The sequence below is a fragment of the Acidovorax sp. sif0632 genome, from assembly GCF_019218805.1.
GTDB lineage: Bacteria > Pseudomonadota > Gammaproteobacteria > Burkholderiales > Burkholderiaceae_C > Acidovorax > Acidovorax facilis.
The window spans coordinates 234,109-250,879 of the sequence record NZ_JAHUWW010000001.1; the positions used below are offsets into that span (position 1 = coordinate 234,109).

16 protein-coding genes are annotated in these 16,771 nt (G+C 66.8%); 7 read left to right on the forward strand and 9 right to left on the reverse strand.

Annotated elements, in window-relative coordinates:
• Nucleotides 1-819 carry an amidohydrolase gene (locus KW832_RS01020; RefSeq protein WP_218298941.1) on the forward strand — a complete coding sequence of 273 codons (819 nt, stop codon included), beginning with the start codon at nt 1-3 and terminating at the stop codon, nt 817-819.
• Nucleotides 820-874: 55 nt separating this feature from the next.
• Here the strand turns inward: KW832_RS01020 and KW832_RS01025 are convergent, their stop codons facing one another.
• The 4 genes from KW832_RS01025 to KW832_RS01040 all read right to left on the reverse strand — a co-directional run bounded on the left by KW832_RS01025 (nt 875) and on the right by KW832_RS01040 (nt 4,520).
• Nucleotides 875-1,573 (reverse strand): ankyrin repeat domain-containing protein, encoded by a 699-nt coding sequence (locus KW832_RS01025; RefSeq protein ID WP_255577441.1) that lies wholly within the window; start codon nt 1,571-1,573, stop codon nt 875-877.
• A gap of 152 nt (nt 1,574-1,725) precedes the next feature.
• Complete coding sequence (locus tag KW832_RS01030; RefSeq protein WP_218298940.1) at nt 1,726-2,211, reverse strand: heme-binding protein; 486 nt, start codon at nt 2,209-2,211, stop codon at nt 1,726-1,728.
• 139 nt (nt 2,212-2,350) lie between these two features.
• Nucleotides 2,351-2,983 carry a response regulator transcription factor gene (locus tag KW832_RS01035; RefSeq protein WP_218298939.1) on the reverse strand — a complete coding sequence of 211 codons (633 nt, stop codon included), beginning with the start codon at nt 2,981-2,983 and terminating at the stop codon, nt 2,351-2,353.
• Entirely contained in the window at nt 2,973-4,520 is a 1,548-nt protein-coding gene (locus KW832_RS01040; protein WP_218298938.1) for a sensor histidine kinase, read from the reverse strand. Before KW832_RS01040 ends, KW832_RS01035 begins: the two co-directional genes overlap by 11 nt.
• A 146-nt stretch (nt 4,521-4,666) precedes the next feature.
• On the opposite strand from KW832_RS01040, the gene KW832_RS01045 reads away from it, so the two are divergent.
• Both KW832_RS01045 and dtd read left to right on the forward strand, forming a co-directional pair.
• The gene (locus tag KW832_RS01045) at nt 4,667-5,617 is read left to right on the forward strand and encodes a cation diffusion facilitator family transporter (protein WP_218298937.1); all 951 of its coding nucleotides are present in this window, start codon (nt 4,667-4,669) and stop codon (nt 5,615-5,617) included.
• Complete coding sequence (gene dtd, locus KW832_RS01050) at nt 5,614-6,066, forward strand: D-aminoacyl-tRNA deacylase (RefSeq protein WP_218298936.1); 453 nt, start codon at nt 5,614-5,616, stop codon at nt 6,064-6,066. Before KW832_RS01045 ends, dtd begins: the two co-directional genes overlap by 4 nt.
• A gap of 40 nt (nt 6,067-6,106) precedes the next feature.
• Here dtd and KW832_RS01055 read toward each other — a convergent pair whose 3' ends face one another.
• The 5 genes from KW832_RS01055 to KW832_RS01075 all read right to left on the reverse strand — a co-directional run bounded on the left by KW832_RS01055 (nt 6,107) and on the right by KW832_RS01075 (nt 11,743).
• A complete protein-coding gene (locus KW832_RS01055) occupies nt 6,107-7,324 on the reverse strand; it encodes an MFS transporter (protein ID WP_218298935.1) in 1,218 nt (405 codons plus the stop codon).
• Between the two features lie 83 nt (nt 7,325-7,407).
• Entirely contained in the window at nt 7,408-8,148 is a 741-nt protein-coding gene (locus KW832_RS01060) for a sulfite exporter TauE/SafE family protein (protein WP_218298934.1), read from the reverse strand.
• Between the two features lie 123 nt (nt 8,149-8,271).
• A complete protein-coding gene (locus KW832_RS01065; RefSeq protein WP_218298933.1) occupies nt 8,272-10,074 on the reverse strand; it encodes a hypothetical protein in 1,803 nt (600 codons plus the stop codon).
• A gap of 187 nt (nt 10,075-10,261) precedes the next feature.
• Entirely contained in the window at nt 10,262-10,723 is a 462-nt protein-coding gene (gene ybeY, locus KW832_RS01070; protein WP_218298932.1) for an rRNA maturation RNase YbeY, read from the reverse strand.
• 63 nt (nt 10,724-10,786) lie between these two features.
• The gene (locus tag KW832_RS01075) at nt 10,787-11,743 is read right to left on the reverse strand and encodes a PhoH family protein (protein WP_055396485.1); all 957 of its coding nucleotides are present in this window, start codon (nt 11,741-11,743) and stop codon (nt 10,787-10,789) included.
• Between the two features lie 47 nt (nt 11,744-11,790).
• On the opposite strand from KW832_RS01075, the gene ruvA reads away from it, so the two are divergent.
• From ruvA to KW832_RS01095, 4 genes are all read left to right on the forward strand, one after another.
• Nucleotides 11,791-12,366, forward strand: coding sequence for a Holliday junction branch migration protein RuvA (ruvA, locus tag KW832_RS01080; RefSeq protein WP_121507662.1), 576 nt, complete (start codon nt 11,791-11,793; stop codon nt 12,364-12,366).
• A gap of 95 nt (nt 12,367-12,461) precedes the next feature.
• Nucleotides 12,462-14,372: a trypsin-like peptidase domain-containing protein gene (locus KW832_RS01085; RefSeq protein ID WP_255577445.1), complete on the forward strand. Its 1,911-nt coding sequence runs from the start codon at nt 12,462-12,464 to the stop codon at nt 14,370-14,372.
• Between the two features lie 9 nt (nt 14,373-14,381).
• Nucleotides 14,382-15,440: a Holliday junction branch migration DNA helicase RuvB gene (gene ruvB / locus KW832_RS01090; RefSeq protein ID WP_055396394.1), complete on the forward strand. Its 1,059-nt coding sequence runs from the start codon at nt 14,382-14,384 to the stop codon at nt 15,438-15,440.
• 35 nt (nt 15,441-15,475) lie between these two features.
• Nucleotides 15,476-16,762: an efflux RND transporter periplasmic adaptor subunit gene (locus tag KW832_RS01095; RefSeq protein ID WP_218298931.1), complete on the forward strand. Its 1,287-nt coding sequence runs from the start codon at nt 15,476-15,478 to the stop codon at nt 16,760-16,762.
• The last annotated feature ends 9 nt before the right edge of the window (nt 16,763-16,771 follow it).

The following is a 16,771-nucleotide window of genomic DNA, read 5'->3' on the forward strand; positions in this document are numbered from 1 at the left end:
ATGGGTGCGCTGGCCACATCCACACCGTTGCGGGATGCCCTGGAGGGATGGGACACGCACGTCCATGTGTTTGATGCCGCCGCCCGGGTCCAGGCTGGGCACTACCAGCCTGCGCACCAGCCCCTCGAACGCATTGAGGCAGAAGCCGCGAAGCTGGGCGTGGGCCACCTCGTGTTGGTGCAGCCCAGCGTGTACGGCACCGACAACCGGCTGGTGCTCGACGCCCTGGCCCGCGAACCGGGTCGGCACCGCGCGGTGGTGGTGGTGGATACCGACATTGCCGACAGCGAACTGCACACCATGCACGCACTGGGCGTGCGCGGCGTGCGTTTCAATCTGGTGTCTCCCGTGGGCAACGGGGCGCAGGCCATGCAGGCGCTGGCGCCCCGCCTGAAGGCGCTGGGCTGGCATGTGCAGTGGTATGCAGCACCCGCACAACTCGCGCAGATTGCCCAGCTGCATGCGCAAACGGGGCTGCCCTGTGTGCTGGACCATCTGGCGGGGATGCACGCCGCCTTGGCGCAGGACGATGCGGCCTGGCAGGCGCTGGCAAGGCTGGCCGACCTGGGGGCATGGGTCAAGCTGTCGGGCTGGTACCGCCTTCAGGCCGGAGCCCCCTACGCCGAACTGCACGGCGCGATCCGCCGCGTGGCCGGTCTGATGGGTGAGCGGCTGGTGTGGGGTTCGGACTGGCCCCATACGGCGTTTGCTCCGGACGCCATGCCCGCCTACGCGGGTGTGTGGGAGCCGGTGGTGAATGCCCTGGGCGCGGCGCGCGCCGACAAGGTGCGCATGGCGGGCGCTAAGCTGTACCGCTGAAGCGAAGTGCGTTTGGAGGACATTGGCATGGGTGCTTGCCGCACCCGCCGTCTCTTTACCTGGCGCCTGCCTCTTCCAGCATCCGCACCATTTCGCTGAAGCCGCGCTGCCGTGCAAGTTGGAGCGGCGTGTTGCCCTGCCGGTCGGTCAGCGTTTGGCTCGCACCCGCCCGCAACAGGGCTTGCAGGGTCGCTTGGTGGCGCGGGCCGCCGTTGCCCAGCACGATGGACTCGATGAGCGCCGTCCAGTGCAGGTTGTTCACATGGTCGAGCGGCGCGCCAGCGGCGATCAGCTGGCGCACCACGCCGTCGTGCCCCAGGTGGGCAGCGGCGATGAGCGCCGTGCCGTCGTAGCGGCTGGTCACCTGTTTGGCGCTGGCGCCCAGTTGCAGCAGCACGCGCAGCGTGGCCTCGTCGTCGGCCACGGCGGCAATGGTCACGGCGTCGTAACGGTCGTTTTCCAGCAGATCCAGGCCAGCGCCCGCTTTGGCAAGGGCGCGGATCGCTTCGGCCTGCCGGGCGTATGTGGCCACATGCAGCGGTGTGCGACCGTAAGCGTCGCGTGCGTTCAGGTCACCCTTTGCGGCAATCAGCTTGTTCAACGTCGGCATGTCGCCCCGCGCCGCAGCGGCATGCAGGCCCTGGTAGGCCGCTGTTTCGGCCGCCGTGGGAGGCACCTGGGCGGGTGCCGGGCGCGGGTGTGTCAGCAGCAGGGCACACGTGAGCCCTAAAGGCAAGGCAAAAAAGCGAACCATGGTGTTTTCCTCTCGGCATATCCAATCCGTCGCTACGCAGAACTTGCTGCGTTGGCTATGTGCGCGGCCCATGCCAGCGGCCACCGCGCAAGGGCCGCCCCGCCGCGCTGGTGGCGTCCCCCTGGGGGGAAGGCGCGCAGCGCTACAGGGGGTTACTTGATCTGATCCTGCACCTTGGCGATGCCGGCCACGGCGCATTGCTCGTCCAGGTGGCCACCGGGTGCGCCGCCCACGCCCACGGCGCCGACGACTTCGTTACCCACCTTCACCGGCACGCCGCCGCCCAGCAGCAGGTAGCCAGGGATGTTCACCAGGTTGGCAGCAGCGGGGTTTTTCTGCGCGCCTTCCATCATGGCCAGCGTGGTGTTCTTGGCCGATGCCGAGGTGTAGGCCTTCAGGCGGCTGGCTTCCAGCGTGTGGGGGCCTGCGTTGTCGGCGCGGTGCACGGCGCGCACGGTGCCTGCGCGGTCCACCACGGTGGCGGTCACGTTGTAGCCGTTGGCGCTGCAGGTGGCGACGGTTTGCGCGGCGATCTGCGTGGCCAGGTCCAGCGAGATGTTCTTTTCGGTGCGTACGCCTTCGGCGCTGGCCGCTGTGGCGATCAGGGACAGGGCGATGGTGGCGAGGCGGTTTTGCATGGTGTTCTCCGGTGTTTTTGACGTCGGCACCACCCGTTGTGGCGCCGTGGGAGAACTGTAGAAAACGCTGCGGTTTTCAGCCATTCGGGCGGCTACGCGCGGGCCTCCGTAAAACTACGGAAGGCCTTGGCAAAGCAGCTCAGGATGCCGCATCCACCAGCGCCGCATACCGCCGTATCAGTTGCGCCAGCGATTCCGCCCCCAGCTTGCCAAACAGGTTGGCGCGGTGCGTTTCCACCGTGCGGGGCGACAGCTCCAGCGCGCGGCCGATTTCCTTGTTGGTCAGGCCCTCCACGATCAAGCCCAGCACCTCGCGCTCGCGGGCCGACAGTTGCGCGAAGCGCTCGCGCGCCTGCTGATCGGCCTGGTGGCGCTCGCGGGATCGCACATGCTGGCGCACGGCGTTCTGCAGGGCTTCGATCAGCACTTCGTCGTCCACCGGTTTTTCCAGAAACTCCGCCGCCCCGGCCTTGAACGCGCGGCGGCACATCTCCACCGTGCCGTGGCCGGTCAGCAGGATCATGGGCTGGTCCACGCCCTGCGCGAGCAGCTGCTCCAGCACCGTGAGGCCGCTGATGCCGGGCATGCGCACATCGAGCACGATGGCGCCGATGCTGGCGCGGTCAAACCCTGCCATGAAGGACTGCGGGTCGGCCCAGGCCTGTACGCGCAGGCCCACGGTGCTGATGAGCAGGGAGAGGCTGTCGCGCACGGCGGCATCGTCGTCCACCAGGTGGATCAGGGGCGAGAGGGATTGCGCGTTATCGGTCATGGGCGGGCGGTGCAGTGGGCAGGGTCAGCACAAACTCCGCGCCCCGTAGGCCTTGGGCTGGCGCAGTGGCCTCAGGCGCCAGGGCCAGCTGCGCGCCCATGGCCTGCGCCAGGCTGTCGCACAGTGTCAGGCCCAGTCCCAGCCCGCCCGTGCGTGTGGTGTAGAACGGCTCGAACAGCCGCTGGCGTGCCTCGGGTGGTATGCCCGGGCCGTGGTCGCGCACCGACAGGGCCACGTGCCCGGTATCGGTGCGCGCCAGGGCAATGTGCAGCTGGCGTTCGGTGGCTGGCACCTGTTCCAGGGCCTGCAATGCATTCATCAGCAGGTTGTGGATGATCTGCTGCAGGGCCACAGGCTCGGCCAGCACGGTGGGCAGGTCGGGAGTGGTGGTCACGCTGGGCACCACCCCCCGCTGGGCCAGCTCGGGCTCCAGCAGGTGCAGCGCGTCGTGCACGGCCGTGGGCAGCGCCAGCGGCTGGGCCTGGCCTGCCAGGTCGGGGCGCTCCACCAGGCGGCGCAGGCGACCCACCACAGTGGAAGCGCGGCGTGCCTGCTCCACCGCACGGGCCATGGCCGTCTGGGCGGTGTCGAGGTCGGGCGGTTCATCGGCCAGCAGGCGCTGGGCGGCCTGGGTGCTGGACAGCAGGGCCGTCAGTGGCTGGTTCAGCTCGTGCGCCATGCCGGCGGCCAGCTCGCCCAGTGTGTTCAGGCGTGCCACCTGGCCCAGGCGCAGCAGCTCTTCGGCCCGCTGGCGGGCCACGCGCTGGCGCCACAGTGCGCGGCCTGCAGCCCACAGCGCAGCGGTCAGCACGCACCAGCCCAGCATGCCCCACCACGGCAGCTCGTGCAGGCCCACGCTGCGGCGGGCCACCACGTCCAGCGGCTGGCTTTGTGCCGCCAACAGCTTGTGAAACTCGTAGGTGCGGCTCCAGGCGCCCACCTCGGATCGGCCCGGCTGTACGACGAAAGCCTCGCCATCGCGCTCCAGCGTCACACGCACGGGGCTGGTGGACCTGTCCATGGGCCACTCGTCCATGGGAATGGTGCTGCGCAGGTCGATGTGCAGTGCGTAGCTGGCGGGCGTGCCTGCCAGCACGAGGTGATAGCGGCCTGCGGGCAGGTTCAGCCCTGCCATGGCCGCATGGCCGGTGCGGCGTGAGGAGGCTTCAGCGGCCGCCAGTTCTGCCTGTAGTGCGGGGGGCCAATCACTCTGCGCTGTGCGCTGCAGCACCGCCAGAATTTGCGGGTAGACCGAAGGCAGGCGGGGCAGGGGGGATGCGGCGTCGGTGCTGTTGCTCGCTGCAGCGGTGGGCTGCAGCAACGCCAGCGTGGCCATGATGGCATCGTGCTGCACCACACGCTGGCTCAGTAGCCGGTGCACGATGCGCGCGTCGGTCTCGAACGCTGCGTGCAGCTGCTGCAAACGCGCGACGGCCAGCCAGCTGGCGCCCGCGCATGCGACCACGGCCCAGAGCAGCAGGCTGGGGAGATGCAGGGTGCGGTACGAGGGAAGGCGGCGGCGCCATGCCGGGGTCATGCGCGGATTCTGGCATGGGGGCTTGCGCGGGACGCGCTTCGCCGAAGGTAGCGCTGCCTGAGCGAACGGCGTAAAGCGGGTCTTAAGGCCGCTCTGGTGTAATTCCGGCTCGGTTCTTCAGCGCTACTCCTCCAATACCTCCACCCATGTCCAACCCTGCTCCAAAGCCTCACCAATGGCTCACACCCCGCAACCTGCTGTGGGCGTCTATTGCGGTGGCGGGGGTCACCATTGCTCTCAAGACGCTGGCCTGGGTGGTCACTGGCTCGGTGGGCCTGCTGTCGGATGCGATGGAGTCGTTTGTCAACCTGGCCAGCGCCATGTTTGCGCTGGCCATGGTGACCGTGGCGGCGCGGCCTGCGGATGACGACCACCCCTACGGCCACCACAAGGCTGAGTATTTTTCGTCAGGGTTCGAAGGCATCCTCATCGTGGGGGTGTCGGCGGGCATCCTATGGGCGGCCGGGCACCGGCTGATGGACCCGCAGCCCATCGAACAGCTGGGCTGGGGCCTGGGCCTGTCGGTGCTCAGTTCGGCGCTCAATGGCTTTCTCGCGTGGCTCATGTTCCGCTCGGCCCGCGAGTACCGCTCCATCGCGCTGGAGGCCGATGCGCGCCATCTCGTCACCGACGTGTGGACCTCGGCCGGTGTGCTGGTGGGCATTGCGGGCGCGGCCCTCACGGGCTGGCTGTGGCTGGATGCGCTGGCGGCGATTGCAGTGGCGCTGAATATCCTGAAAGAGGGCGTGGAGCTGGTGTGGCGATCCTCCCAGGGCCTGATGGATTCAGCGGTAGAGCCCGAGGTGCAGGCCACCATCGACGCCACGTTGCACCAGTTTGTGCAATCGCAGGCGCCCGGTGCCGTGCGGTTTGACCATGTCTCCACCCGCCGTGCGGGCCAGCGCCAGTTTGTGGACATGCACCTGCACATGCCCGCCGACTGGACCCTGCGCCACGCCGCCGAGCTGCGCGGCCAGGTCGAGCGTGCGCTGATGACCGCCGTACCCGGCCTGCGCGCCACCATCGAGCTGCTGCCCACCGATGTGGAAGCGCATTTTGATGATCCCCGTGACGATTTGAAGGATGCCGTGAAGTGATCAGCGTATTGCAACGTGTGCGCGAAGCGCGCGTGGAGGTGAACGGGCAGACCGTGGGCGCCATCGGCGCAGGCCTGCTGGTGCTGGTGTGTGCCGAACGCGGTGACACGGAGATGGAGGCCGACAAACTGCTGGCCAAGATCCTCAAGCTGCGCATTTTTTCGGACGCCGCAGGCAAGATGAACCAGAGCGTGCAGGACACCGGTGGCGGCCTGCTGTTGGTCAGCCAGTTCACGCTGGCGGCAGACACCACCGGCGGCAACCGCCCCAGCTTCACCCAGGCGGCTGCACCCGATGAGGGGCGGCGGCTGTACGACTATGTGGTTGCCCAGGCGCGCAAGGTGCACCCCGAGGTGGCCGCGGGCCAGTTTGCCGCCGATATGCAGGTGCACCTCATCAATGACGGCCCGGTGACCATCCCGCTGCGGATACCTCCTACAGCGGCTTAGTGGTCAAAATAGATAGCATTCAGCGCTTGATGGATAAGCGCTATGGCCTTGTTTTCCTTTTATTTTCGAGAGAAACCAAGGGCGACACCGGCAGCACCCGGAACCCTGCCGACGCCAGCGCCAGCCAGGTGGCAATGGCCAGCATGACGGCCGTGTAGGCATCCCACCCCTGGCGCTGCGCCCAGGTGGCGACGATGCCAGTGAACCACTGCATCAGCGCCACACCCAGGAACATCGCCATGGTGTAGGCCGACAGTGCCCGGCCTGTGAGCGTGGGCGGATAGGAGGCCCGCACATCGGCGTACTGCAGCACGCCATAGCCCGACAGCAGGCCCATCAGCAAAATCAGCACCACGCTGGCCGCAGCGCTCCCGTGCAGGAACGCCAGCACCATGAACAGGCTCGCCATGAGCAGCGATGCATTGCCGATCCAGCGCCTGCGGCGGGCGATGCCCGGGTCCAGCCGACCGCCCAGACCCGGCGCGAAGAGGGCAATCAGCGAGAGCCCCAGCGCAACGTTGCCACTGTCCACCAGCGAGAGGTGGTAGCGGTCCATCAGCAGCGGTGCCAGCCACAGGCCGCGCAGCGACAAAAATGCGGCGTAGCCCGACATGCCCAGCAGCAGAATGCCCCAGGTGTGCGGCACGGTGAGCAGCTGGCCAAAGCCCTGCAGCGCCTGGCCCCAGGTTTCGCGCTGCGCCGGGGGAGGCACCAGCGGAGTGGGCTCGTGCACGCGCAGCCAGATCAGCAGCCACGACAGCGCGCTGAGCACCGCCAACACGGCATAACCCGTGCGCCAGCCGCCGCCGTGTTGCACCAGCCAGGCCAGCGGCGTGCCGGTGAACAGCAGGCCCAGGCCACCCACACCCATCGCCACGCCCGACAGGTAGGCAAACCGGTCCGCTGGAAAATGCCGTGCAATGAACAGCGTGCAGGCCAGAAACGCGGGCGAGCAGCCCACGCCGATCAGCAGTTGCCCTGCCATCAGCCAGGGGTAGGTCGGCGCGGTGGCCGAGAGCGCCGACCCCGCAACCGCCAGCGGAAACGCCGTGAGTACCGTGCGCCGCAGGCCGTACAGGTCCAGCCCCACGCCCATCAGCAACTGGGCCACGCCGAAGGAAAGGCCAAACAGCCCCGCAAACGCGCCCAGCGACCCTGGCGAGAGCCCGAAGTCCGCCGTCAGTCCTTGGGCCACCATGGCCGTGGTGGTGCGAAAGGCCTGGCTCAGTGCAAACCCGCTGAGCAGCGCAAGCAGCATGGCCCACAGCGCACGCGGTGATGGCCGGCCGCTGTCCGCAGGAAAGGATGGAGATGCCGACGAGGACGGCAAGGGGCTGCCGCTCACTGCCGCCAGAAGAACAGAGCGGCCATTACCAGCCCGGTAGCCACAATGCCCCAGCGCAGCACGTTAGCAGGCAGCTTGCGCGCCACGCGTGCACCACCATACCCGCCTGCGGTGGCGGCCACCATCATCATCAGCGCCTGCTGCCACAGCACCACGCCACCTGCCGCATAGATGAGCACGGCAATGGCGGTAAGCAGGGCCGACACCCAGTTCTTGAGGCCGTTCATAGCGTTCAGGTTGGTCTGCCCCAGCAGGCCGAACAGCGCCAGCAGAAGGATGCCCAGCCCGCCGTTGAAATAGCCGCCATAGGCAGCCACCGCCAGCACGCCCACCGTGGCCTTGGCGGTGGAGGGTTTGCCGCCCGCCAGCATCCGGCGCAGCTGCGGCCCGAATGCAAACAGCGCCGTGGCCGCCAGCAGCAGCCAGGGAACCACGCGGCGGAAGGTTGCGTCGGGTGTGACCAGCAGCAGCGCGGCCCCGGCCGCGCCCCCGATGAGTGAGAGCACCACCAACAAGCGCATCGACAGCCCCGGCGGCGGTGCCGTGTCTTCGCGGAAACCCCATGCTCCGGCCATGTACCCCGGCAGCAGGGCTACCGTGCCCGTGGCATTGGCCACCACAGGCGGCACGCCAGTGAAGACGAGGGCGGGCAGGGTCAGAAAACTGCCGCCCCCGGCGACGGCGTTGAGGGCGCCAGCAACGAAGGCGGCGGTGAGCAGCAAAGGCGTGTCGAGCATGCTCCGATGGTAGGGGGTGGCGCCGCCACCATTGGCGACGGCGCGGGTGCAACACTTTTGCCTGCCGTGAGCCTCGTCGGGTGTTCAGCCCTGTCGCCAGTGGGGTCCCGGCTGCCGATGCAATCAGTACAGATAGGCGGCGTCGGCTGCGGCGGGTGTTACGCCATCCGTAGCACTGCTGGTGCCCACGGCCAGGGTGCTGGCATCACCGGACAGGGCGACGCTGGCACCGAAGCGTGCAAGTGCGCGCGGCTGGGGGGCCTTGAGGTAGGCCCTGTGCGCCCAGGTGGTGCCGTCACGGCGGTAGACATTGACGGCTCCGGCTGAATATAAGGCCTGGTTGTTGGGGTTGCCATTGATGCCAGAGGCGTTGCTTGCATCGTCGAGGTTGCCCACGGCAAGCATGCGGCCGTCCGCAGAAAGCGACAACATGACACTGTTTGTAAAGAACCCGTCGGCAGCCTTGACCGGCAATGCGGGCTGCTGCGTCCAGGCGTCCCCCGTGCGTGTGAATGTTCGCAGCTGAACGTCAGTACCTCCAGAGCGGTCCAAGACGGCCAGTGTGCTTCCGTCCCTGGACATTGCAAAGGGATTGTGCGAACCCGTCAGCGCACCTGCGGCAGGAACGCGCCACACCTGCGTGGGTGCACTCCAGACACCTCCGAGATGGGTCAGGACCGAGATGTCCTTGTCGGTGTTTGCCGCAAGCACGGTGCCGTCGCTGGACAGGGCTACAACCGCCCCAAAGCGGGCCATTGTCGGGTCGGCGCTGCTGCCTGGCAGGTGCGCCTGCTCGGCCCAGCCGCCGTTGTTGCGGGCAAAGGTGTGAACGGCTCCGACGCCGCCCCCAAAAATGGTTTCACCGGTGAAGGAGAGTCCACTCAACACGGCGGCAGACCCCGGGGTGAAGTTAGCACCTTCTTCGGGCGCTCCTACCGCCAGCAGGTTCCCGTCGGCTGACAGAGCCACGCTGAAGCCAAAGTGTTGGGGGGTGCATGGAAATACAGCCGTGCCAGAGATGTCCAGGCGGCTGCAGGTCTCGACTTTCGCAGGCGTGTTGCGGGACTTGATGTAGGCCTGCTGGCTCCAGGTGCTGCCGTTGTCCATGAAGATATAAGCAGCCCCCGCGCCATACGCGTCGCGGTTGGCCGCATCGCCGTTGATGCCGCGTGCATTGCTTCTTTCCTCTGGTGCACCCACTGCCAGCGTGCGACCGTTGGCCGATAGTGCGAGGCTGGCGCCAAAGGCCATCTTTGCGGCCGGACTGCTGCCTTCCAGCCGCGCCCGCAGACCCCAGGCAGGGGCTGGCATGCCAACGCCTGGCATGCTGCGGCTGAAGATGTACACCGCGCCCGCCCCTGCCAGGCCGTCTGAACTGCCCTCGCGGGGCGACCCGACAGCCAGCGTTAAACCGTCGGCCGACAGGGCAATTGCGTTCGTGTAGGCGCCAAATCGCTGCTTCGGATCGCCGGCAGGCAGGTCGAAGCGCCCTATGGCCTGGGTGAGGTCGGGTGTTACCGCGCTCGTGAACGGGCCGCAGCCGCTCGTGTCGCAGGCGCGCAGCCGGTAACTCGCGTTCACACGCTCGTGCAGCAGCCCCCCAACCTGTATGGGGAAGCTGGTGACGTTGTTGGCGGCGCCGACGCCGAATAGCGATTCAGGTTGGGGGCCTGCTGCGCCATCAGGGTCCTCGAACAGTTCGTAGCGCATCGCACCCGGGGTGACGGTCCAGCCCAAGTTGTAGGTCTTGGGGCCGTAGCTCGCCACGCTGAAGCCGGAAGGGGCCGGGAGTCCGGCGGGCTCCGATTCGCCACTGCCGCCCCCGCAGGCCGCCAGAACGAGTGGCGCCGCCAGCAGCAAGGCGCGATACAAGCATGGCAGGCCCGAATTCGCCACGGGCGCAGGGTGTCGCTGGAAATTGATCACAGAGAAGACTCCTGCAAAAAGGGGGAAGACAGGCAGGGCGCGCGGCGGGAGTGCCAACAGGTCTGCGAGACGCGCACTGGAGGAGTCAATCGTCGCTTATCAAGACAACGCCGAGCCCCGGCAGATGCGAGCACTTTGTACCAAATGGTAAAAAGTGCGCCGCTGCCCTCGGCAGCAGGGATAGCGTTCAGGAAGTCGCGTACGGGTCGGCAAAGCCCAACTCCTGCAGGATGGCGGTTTCATACTCCTCCATCTCCTCGGCATCTGCCTCGCTGGTCTCGTGATCCCACCCCTGGGCATGCAGCGTGCCATGCACCAGCATGTGGGCGTAGTGTTCTTCTAGGCTTTTGTTCTGCTCTTTGGCCTCGCGCTCAATCACGGGGGCGCACAGCACCAGGTCGGCCGTTACCAAGGGCTCCTGGGTGTAGTCAAAGGTGAGCACGTTGGTGGCGTAGTCCTTCTTGCGGTACTCGCGGTTGAGCTGCTGGCCTTCTTCGGCCCCTACGATGCGTACGGTGATCTCGGCATCGGTGGCCAGCGCGTGGCGAATCCAGCGGGTGACCTTGTGGCGTGGCAGCACGGCGCGGTGGGCGGCAGCTCCGTCGAACGGGCCGAACTGCAGCGACAAGGAGAGTTGGTTTAAAGACATTTTTGCTGTTTTTGGCCGTCAGAGCTTGATGGATAAGCGCTGAAAGCTATCAAAATGATAGTGCTAGTCCCGGCTGCGAGAAGCCGGGGCGCGGCGCGGTGCGTCGTACGCATCCACGATGCGCGCGACCAGCGGGTGGCGCACCACGTCGGCCGTCGTGAAGCGGGTGACGGAGATGCCCTTGACCCGCTTGAGCACCCGCTCGGCATCGATCAGGCCGCTCATGGCCCCCTTGGGCAGGTCGATCTGGCTCACGTCGCCCGTGACCACGGCCTTGGCGCCAAAGCCGATGCGGGTGAGGAACATCTTCATCTGCTCGGGCGTGGTGTTCTGCGCTTCGTCCAGGATCACGAAGGCGTTGTTCAGCGTGCGCCCGCGCATGAATGCGAGCGGGGCGATTTCCAGCGCGTTGCGCTCGAAGGCTTTCATCACCTTGTCGTAGCCCATCAGTTCGTACAGCGCGTCGTACAGCGGGCGCAGGTAGGGGTCCACCTTTTGCGCCAGATCGCCGGGCAGAAAACCCAGGCGCTCGCCCGCCTCGACCGCTGGGCGGGTCAGCACGATGCGCTGCACGGCGCTGCGCTCCAGCGCATCCACGGCGCAGGCCACGGCGAGATAGGTTTTGCCGGTGCCTGCAGGGCCGATGCCAAAGGTGATGTCGTGGCTGGCGATGTTTTCGAGGTACAGGTTCTGTGTGGGCGTGCGGCCGCGCAGGTCGGCCCGGCGGGTGTTGAGCACGATGGCGCCCTCGGGCGCCTCCACCAGGGCGCTGTCTCCGGCCAGCATGAGCTGCAGGTGGTCCTCGGTGATCGGGCGTTCGGCCATCTCGTACAGCGCCTGCAAAAGCTCCATCGCCTGCGTGGCCTTCGCTTTGGGGCCGTCCACCTTGAACTGCTCGTGCCGGTGCGCAATGCTCACCGAGAGGGCCACTTCGATGGTGCGCAGGTGCGCGTCGGCCGGGCCACACAGGTGCGTGAGCCGGGTGTTGTTGTGGGGGGTGAAGGTGTGGCGCAGGATCACGCGGATAATTCCCGTTGGATCGCCGCAGTGCGCGGCAAAGGACATCAATGATAGGCAAATTGACCGGCACCCTGCTGGAGAAGAATCCCCCCGAGGTGCTGTTGGACTGCCATGGCGTGGGCTATGAGGTGAATGTGCCCATGAGCACGTTCTACAACCTGCCCGCTGTGGGCGAAAAGGTGAGCCTGCTGACCCAGTTCATTGTGCGCGAAGACGCGCAGCTGCTGTATGGCTTTGCCACGGCGCCCGAGCGCCAGGCGTTCCGCGAGCTGATCAAGATATCGGGCGTGGGGCCGCGCACTGCGCTGTCCATCCTGAGCGGCATGGGCGTGGCGGATCTGGCCCAGGCCATCACGCTGCAGGAGGCAGGCCGCCTGGTCAAGGTGCCGGGCATTGGCAAGAAGACGGCCGAGCGGCTGCTGCTGGAGCTCAAGGGCAAGCTGGGGGCCGACATGGGCGCTGCCCACGGGCCCGCTGCCAGTGACGCACAGGCCGACATTCTGCAGGCACTGTTGGCTTTGGGCTACAACGACAAAGAGGCTGCGGCGGCCCTCAAGGCCCTGCCACCAGAGGTGGGTGTGAGCGATGGCATCAAACTGGCACTGAAGGCGTTGGCCAGGTAGTGCACTTGCGGGTTTGTTGCGGCAGTTGTTTTCGTGTTCAATGGCGGTTTTGACCGGAGCGAGGGAAAGAAATGAAAAATGGAATGATGTGGCGGATGGGCGTTGCCTGGGGTGCGGCGCTTGCCTTGTTGGCCGGATGCGGCGGAAGCGGTACCGAGGCCAGCGCGCAAAAGGCGGCCTCTGTGCTGATGGTGGATGGCTGGGTGCAGCCCGCCAGCGTGGACCAGGGTGTCTCGAACATCAAATCCCGCAGCGCGCTTGTCACAGCGCCCACGCCTTCCCGGGTGAGCCTGGGAGCCTTGGATGCCTCCAAGACGGCTTCGCTGGGTGGCGGTATCGGCCCACGCCAGGTGGGTGCAGCGCGCGATGTGGTGGCCACCCGCGCCGCAGCCCAGACACAGCAGCAGTTGCAGTGGAAGCCCACCGCCACTGGCGGTAAGGTGGCTGCTATCAGTTTTTCGGCCGAAGGTGCGTACGGATTGCGCCTGGGCGTAGTGGTCAAGGCGCTGCCACAAGGCACAGTGCTGCGTGTGTACAGCCAGGCCAACGCCTCCAAGGTGTTCCAGATTTCCGGCCAGGAAGTGCTGCAGCGCATTGAGCGCAATGCGCAGGCGGGCGACACCACCCTGGACGGTCAGACCTGGTGGACGCCAGATACCGGATCGGACGAGGCCACGCTGGAGCTGGAGCTGCCCGTAGGTGCGGATGCCAGCACGGTGGACATCTCGGTGCCGCGCGTGTCGCACATCTTCGAGAACCTGTCGATCCCTACGGAGGCAGAACTCTCCACCAAGATCAACGAATCGGCTTCGTGCCACCTGGATGCCACTTGCTACGATACCTATGCGACTGAGCGCAATGCCGTGGCGCGCATGTTGTTCACTTCCGGTGCCAACACCTATCTGTGCACGGGCACATTGCTCAATGACAGCCGGTCTTCTGGCACGCCGTATTTCTTGACGGCCAACCACTGCATCTCCAAGCAGTCCGAAGCTGCCTCGCTGCAGACCGACTGGTTCTTCCGTTCGCCAACGTGCAACAGCCGCACCCTGTCCAGTGCCACCATCCAGCGCGTCAACGGCGCATCGCTGCTCTACGCCTCGGGTGCCATGGACATGGCCCTGCTGCAGCTGAACGACACACCTCCTGCAGGGGCCGTCTTTGCCGGTTGGGATGCGGGCACCCAGGCTTTGAGCACACCTGTGGTGGGCCTGCACCATCCCCGGGGCGACCTGCTCAAGGTCAGCCTGGGTACGTTGAACAGCCTGATTTCCTGCACTCCCACCAGTGAAACCCAGTTCCAGTGCAGCGGTACAACGGGCAACTACTACCAGGTGAACTGGACCCAGGGCACCACCGAAGGTGGCAGCAGTGGCTCGGCCTTGTTCAAGGGTGGCACCCATGTGATCGGTACGCTCTACGGCGGTGGTTCCAGCTGCACGGCCACCACAGTCCCCGATTACTATGGCCGTTTTGACGTGGCGTTCAACGCAGCGCTCAAGAACTGGCTGTCGTCTGCCACGCCACCCACTGGCCCCACGGGGCGGGTGCCTGTCTATCGCTTCTACAACAGCGCTGGCCTGGAGCATTTCTACACCAGCAATGTTGGCGAGCGGGATCTCCTGATCAAACAGTTTGGATCGAACTTCATCTACGAAGGTCCGATCTTCTACGCTTACCCCGTTGAAGGCTCCAACCAGGACTCCAGCCTGTTCCCGGTGTATCGCCTGGTCGATCTGGCCCGCAAGATGCACCTTTACACGGCCAACCCGGCAGAGCGTGATGGTCTGATCCGTGCTTTCCCCACTGTGGCGCTGGAAGGCACCGCATGGTGGGGGCAGGCTGCACCGGGCAATGGTGCTATGCCTGTCTACCGCTACTTCAACCGCAGCACGAACACCTACTTCTATACAACCAGTGCAGCGGAGCGCAACTACATCAACGCCAACCTGAGCCAGCAGTACCTTGAAGAAGGCATTGGCTTTTATGTCTGGGCGGACAAGTAACCGCGCTGCATGACGATCCAGACCGACGACTTCGCCCCCGCCCCCGCAAAACGCGTCATCTCGGCCGTGCCCGCATCGCCCCAGGAGGAGGCGATCGAGCGCGCGCTGCGCCCCAAGCTCCTGCAGGAGTACGTGGGCCAGGCGAAGGCGCGCGAGCAGCTGGAGATCTTCATCGGCGCGGCGAGGAAGCGGGGCGAGGCGCTGGACCATGTGCTGCTGTTTGGCCCGCCCGGTCTGGGCAAGACCACGCTCAGTCACATCATTGCGGCTGAGCTGGGGGTCAACCTGCGCCAGACCAGTGGCCCTGTGCTCGAAAAGCCCAAGGACCTGGCGGCGCTGCTGACCAACCTCGAAAAGAACGACGTTCTTTTCATTGACGAGATCCACCGCCTGTCGCCTGTGGTGGAGGAAATTCTCTACCCCGCGCTGGAGGACTACCAGATCGACATCATGATCGGCGAGGGGCCTGCGGCGCGCAGCATCAAGCTCGACCTGCAGCCTTTCACGCTGGTGGGCGCCACCACACGTGCGGGCATGTTGACCAACCCGCTGCGCGACCGCTTTGGCATCGTGGCGCGGCTGGAGTTCTACACAGCCGAAGAGCTGGCGCGCATTGTCAAGCGCAGCGCGGGGCTGCTCAATGCGCCCATGGATGAAGAAGGCGGCTTTGAAATTGCCCGCCGCTCGCGCGGCACGCCCCGCATCGCCAACCGGCTGCTGCGCCGCGTGCGCGACTACGCCGAGGTCAAGGGCGACGGGCGCATCACCAAACCCATTGCCGACAAGGCGCTGGCCATGCTGGATGTGGACCCGCAGGGTTTTGACGTGATGGACCGCAAGCTGCTGGAGGCGGTCATCCACCGCTTTGATGGCGGCCCCGTGGGGCTGGACAACATTGCCGCCAGCATCGGGGAAGAGGCGGGCACCATCGAAGACGTGATTGAGCCCTACCTCATCCAGCAAGGCTTTTTGCAGCGTACGCCGCGTGGGCGTATTGCCACGCTGGCGGCGTTCCGACACCTGGGGGTGGCGCCGCCCAAGGCAGCTGGAGGGCTGTTTTCTGAATGACGGAAGGCACAGCGCATGGCAACCAGGGCAGATCTGTGAATAGGCGCTGGTTTGCTGTTGCGTTGGGCGCTGTCGTGCTGGTGGTGGCTGCCTTCACCGGGGTGATGGTGCTGCGTGGTCCGCAGGTCGATGCCCTGTTGGTGCAGTCGGCGCCGCTGGTGCGCACGCTGCAGTTTTCGGCGCGCGTGGCCACGTTGTCGCGGGTGGATGTGGGCAGCACCGTCATCGGCCGCGTGGCCCAGGTGCAAGTGACAGAAGGCGCGCAGGTGCGCCGGGGCGACGTGCTGGTGCAACTGGAGTCCGACGAGCTCGCGGCAGCGCTGGCGCAGGCCGTGGCGGCCGAGCGCCAGGCGCAGTCCCGCCTGGTAGGCCTGCGCAGTAGCGGCCGCAGCGCTGCACAGGCAGCGCGCGCACAGGCCAATGCCACCCTGCAAGCGGCCAGCGCCAGTCTGGCGCGGGTGCAGCAGCTGGTGGCCCAGGGGTTCTATAGCGCCGCGCAGCTCGATGAGGCGCAGCGCGCCGTCGATGTGGCCCAGGCGCAGCAATTGAGCGCGCAGGCACAGGTCCAGGCCAACGCCGATGCCGGCACTGACGTGGTCCAGGCGCAGGCGCAGCTGGCGCTGGCCCGGGCGGCCACGGTGGCGGCCCAGGCCCGCCTGGCGCAGACCACGCTGGTAGCCCCGGCCGATGCCCGCGTGCTGGTGCGCGACGTCGAGCCCGGGCAGATCGTGCAGCCTGGCAAGGCCTTGCTCAGCCTGGCGCTGGCCGGGCCCACCCAGCTGGTGGCCCAGGTGGACGAACGTTTTCTGGACCAGTTGCTGCCGGGCCAAAAGGCCTCGGTGGTGGCCGATGCCTTTGCGGGCCAGCGCTTTGCAGCGCGTGTGCTCACCATCGCACCCTCGGTGGATGCCCAGCGCGGTGCCATCGAGGTGAAGTTTGCGCTGGAGCAGCAGGCCCCCGCCTTTCTGCGCGAGGACATGACCTTATCGGTCGAGGTAGAGACTGCGCGGCGCGAGCGTACCCTGGTACTGCCCCAGGCGGCCCTGCGCGCCCCGGTGGAGGGCGACCAGGCGACGGTGCTGGTGTTGCAGGAGGGGCGCGCCCAGGCCCGCCCCGTGCGGCTGGGGCTGCGCACACTGGACGCGGTCGAGGTACTGGACGGCCTTGCCGAGGGCGACACCGTGCTGCGGGGCGGCGCCGTGCAGGCGGGCGACCGCGTACGTGCCCGCACGGTGGCCTGGTCCGCAGGTGCGGCCACCGCCGTTTCCCCCACCCCGGGGGGCGATGCAGGCTCCGCACTGACCAACGCCATGGGCCGCTGAGCTCTCCGC